The 2,545-nt window shown below is 34.6% G+C and carries 2 pseudogenes; both read left to right on the top strand.

Going from position 1 to position 2,545, the window contains the following annotated elements:
• Nucleotides 1-332: 332 nt before the first annotated feature.
• Nucleotides 333-515, top strand: a pseudogene (locus SOP96_RS01040) (RHS repeat-associated core domain-containing protein); the annotation flags it as partial.
• Nucleotides 516-1,804: 1,289 nt separating this feature from the next.
• Nucleotides 1,805-2,545 (top strand): annotated as a pseudogene (locus SOP96_RS01035) (RHS repeat-associated core domain-containing protein); the annotation flags it as partial.

Raw genomic sequence — 2,545 nt, 5'->3', positions numbered from 1 at the left:
AATTTAATTAATAAAAACAAAGGTAGAGATCGTCAAGCCTCTTATTTTGACAAAATGAAGTGAGTTACTTGCAGATTTTACCCTCATATTTAATTTTTGACAAAAATATAATTGCTGTCAAAAAAAAGTTGTGACGCGCTTTTAAGTCCCTATTTATAAGCAATCCAAAATTTATTTTCTTCAATTGAAATAAAAATCTACACGGAATTTTATTTTTCAACTGAATTAAATTTTTATATTTGAAATAAGCGAGCGAGAGCAGACGATCACAGTGTAAAGCCTCGCGCGAGAAAATCCGGAGTAGGAAGTTTTGGAAAATGTGAGCGGGATTATACAATTATAAGTACAACGGTAAGGAGCTTCAGGAGACGGGAATGTATGATTATGGGGCGAGATTCTATATGCCGGATATTGGGAGATGGGGTGTAGTGGATCCTAAATCTGAGTTGTTAGAAAGTTCATCCCCTTATGTTTATGCTCTTAATAGTCCTATTCTTTACATTGATAAGGATGGTGAACTTCCGATATTAATTAATGGTAGAGTTTCAGAAGGAGATATCGATAGAGCAAGTCCAAGTTATTGGACTCAAGCTATAATCAATACCATAAAAGGTTCTGGAATTCCAAATCCTGGAGGACAATTTCATTTTGTTGATGGAGATAGGTATGCCTCTGAAAGTTTCTTTGGAGATTGGAGTATAAAGAAAGGTAGTTATACTGCGGGTAATATTCCGGAGAACAGAATTCAAGCAGGTAGAATGGCGATGACTGATGGTGAATTTCAAAATATTTTGTCTAAACTTGCAAAAGATCCTAAGACTGGTAAAATCATAGAAAAAATTCAGATATACACTCATAGTAGAGGAGCTGCCTTTGGTCAAGGTTATACAGAGCGTTTAGTGCAAATGATAAAAGAAAATGCAAATTTATTTGCAGATCCTGATAATGAAGTTGAATTTTCATATAATATGGCTCCTCATCAATCAGGAAAGTTAAAAGCTGTCAACGGAGTAGATACCTATACATTAGATCATAATAACGATGGATTATCTGGAAACGATATGAAAGGCGCAAAAGGCGCTTTCAGTTCCAATGAAAGAGTTAAAGGTTTTTTTGGTGCACATGATATAACTTCATTTCAAAAAGATTTGAAAGCATTTACATCTGCATTCTTAAAAGGAGGCACAAGTCAACAAATTATTAATAATTTTGTACAGGAAATGAAGAAAAAGTATAATATAACTGTAACTGTTAGATAATAATTAGCATGAAGTCATTATTAAAATTTTATCTTTTAAATATATTGTTATTATTCATATTTATAATTAGTTGGTATTTTTCTTGCTTTTTATTAGGATATGCAAGCAATGGACAAAAGTACCAGTTTAAAATTTGGATGCTTTATTTTATAGCTATTCTATTGCACTTTTTTTTATCTGGAATAGTATTAAAAAGAATTTTTAAAGATTTAAGTATTTTTCATTTAGTAGTAAATGTTTTACTTTATGCACTTACTGCAATATATCTTTATAACAATACTTAAAAATAAGACCTCCCCGCTGCGCAAAGTCTCCCGACTTTGCGCTGATAAATAAAGAACCCCTCGCATTTTGCGAGGGGTTTTGTATTTTATAAAGCGGCAAAATTTTTATTAAAAAAGTCTTTAATTTTTTTTGGTAGTAAGCATTTCATCTCACAAAACACCTACAACGAACTTTCCCAGCTTCAAACCAAAAAAGTAGGCGGAACTGCTTTAGGAAGAGGACTTCAAACCGTAGACTATCAATACAACATCCGGGGATGGATGACCGGGATTAACCCGGAGGCAACCTCATACATGGAAAGCAAGCTTTTCGGGTACGATATCCGTTATGAGAATCCTACCGATGCCGGTCTTTCACCCAAGAGATACAATGGGAATATCTCGGAAGTGAATTGGAAAGTATCCTCCAACCAGATCCTGAAAAGATATGCCTATCAGTATGATGGTTTGAACCGCCTTACGCAAGGGATTTTCTTAAATCCGGATTTCTCAATACCACAAAACGATTGGAATAATGAAGAGGTAACCTATGATAAAAATGGCAATATTGAAAACCTTAGCAGAAATGCCAAAAGCTTTTACAGTGACAATGCGGAAAAAATAGATGACCTGGAATACGTTTATTCGGGCAACCGCCTGGTAAAGATAGTAGATCACAGCTTCAATCCTACAGGATATGAAGGAGGCAGTAATGCCATAGGATATGACGAAAACGGGAATATGATCAGTATGCCGGATAAGCAGATTAATCAGATCGGGTACAACTACCTGAATCTCCCCAATTCACTGAATATTGAGAACAATAAGAAAAAACTGTTTCATTTGTATCGAGCAGACGGCTCTAAGCTTAAAAAGATATTAAATTATCTAAAGGATGATGGCAATACCTTTACCACCATTACAGAATACTTAGACGGTTTTCAGTATCTTACGACAATGGGTACAGCACCCAATGAATTTGATCCTATGGAATTTGCCTSCGAGMAGGAAGCATTTATAGAG

The sequence above is a fragment of the Chryseobacterium salviniae genome, from assembly GCF_035819015.1.
In the GTDB taxonomy this organism is placed as follows: Bacteria; Bacteroidota; Bacteroidia; order Flavobacteriales; family Weeksellaceae; genus Chryseobacterium; species Chryseobacterium salviniae.
Note: the sequence above shows the minus strand (reverse complement) of the source record. Positions and strands in the feature narration are given on the sequence as shown.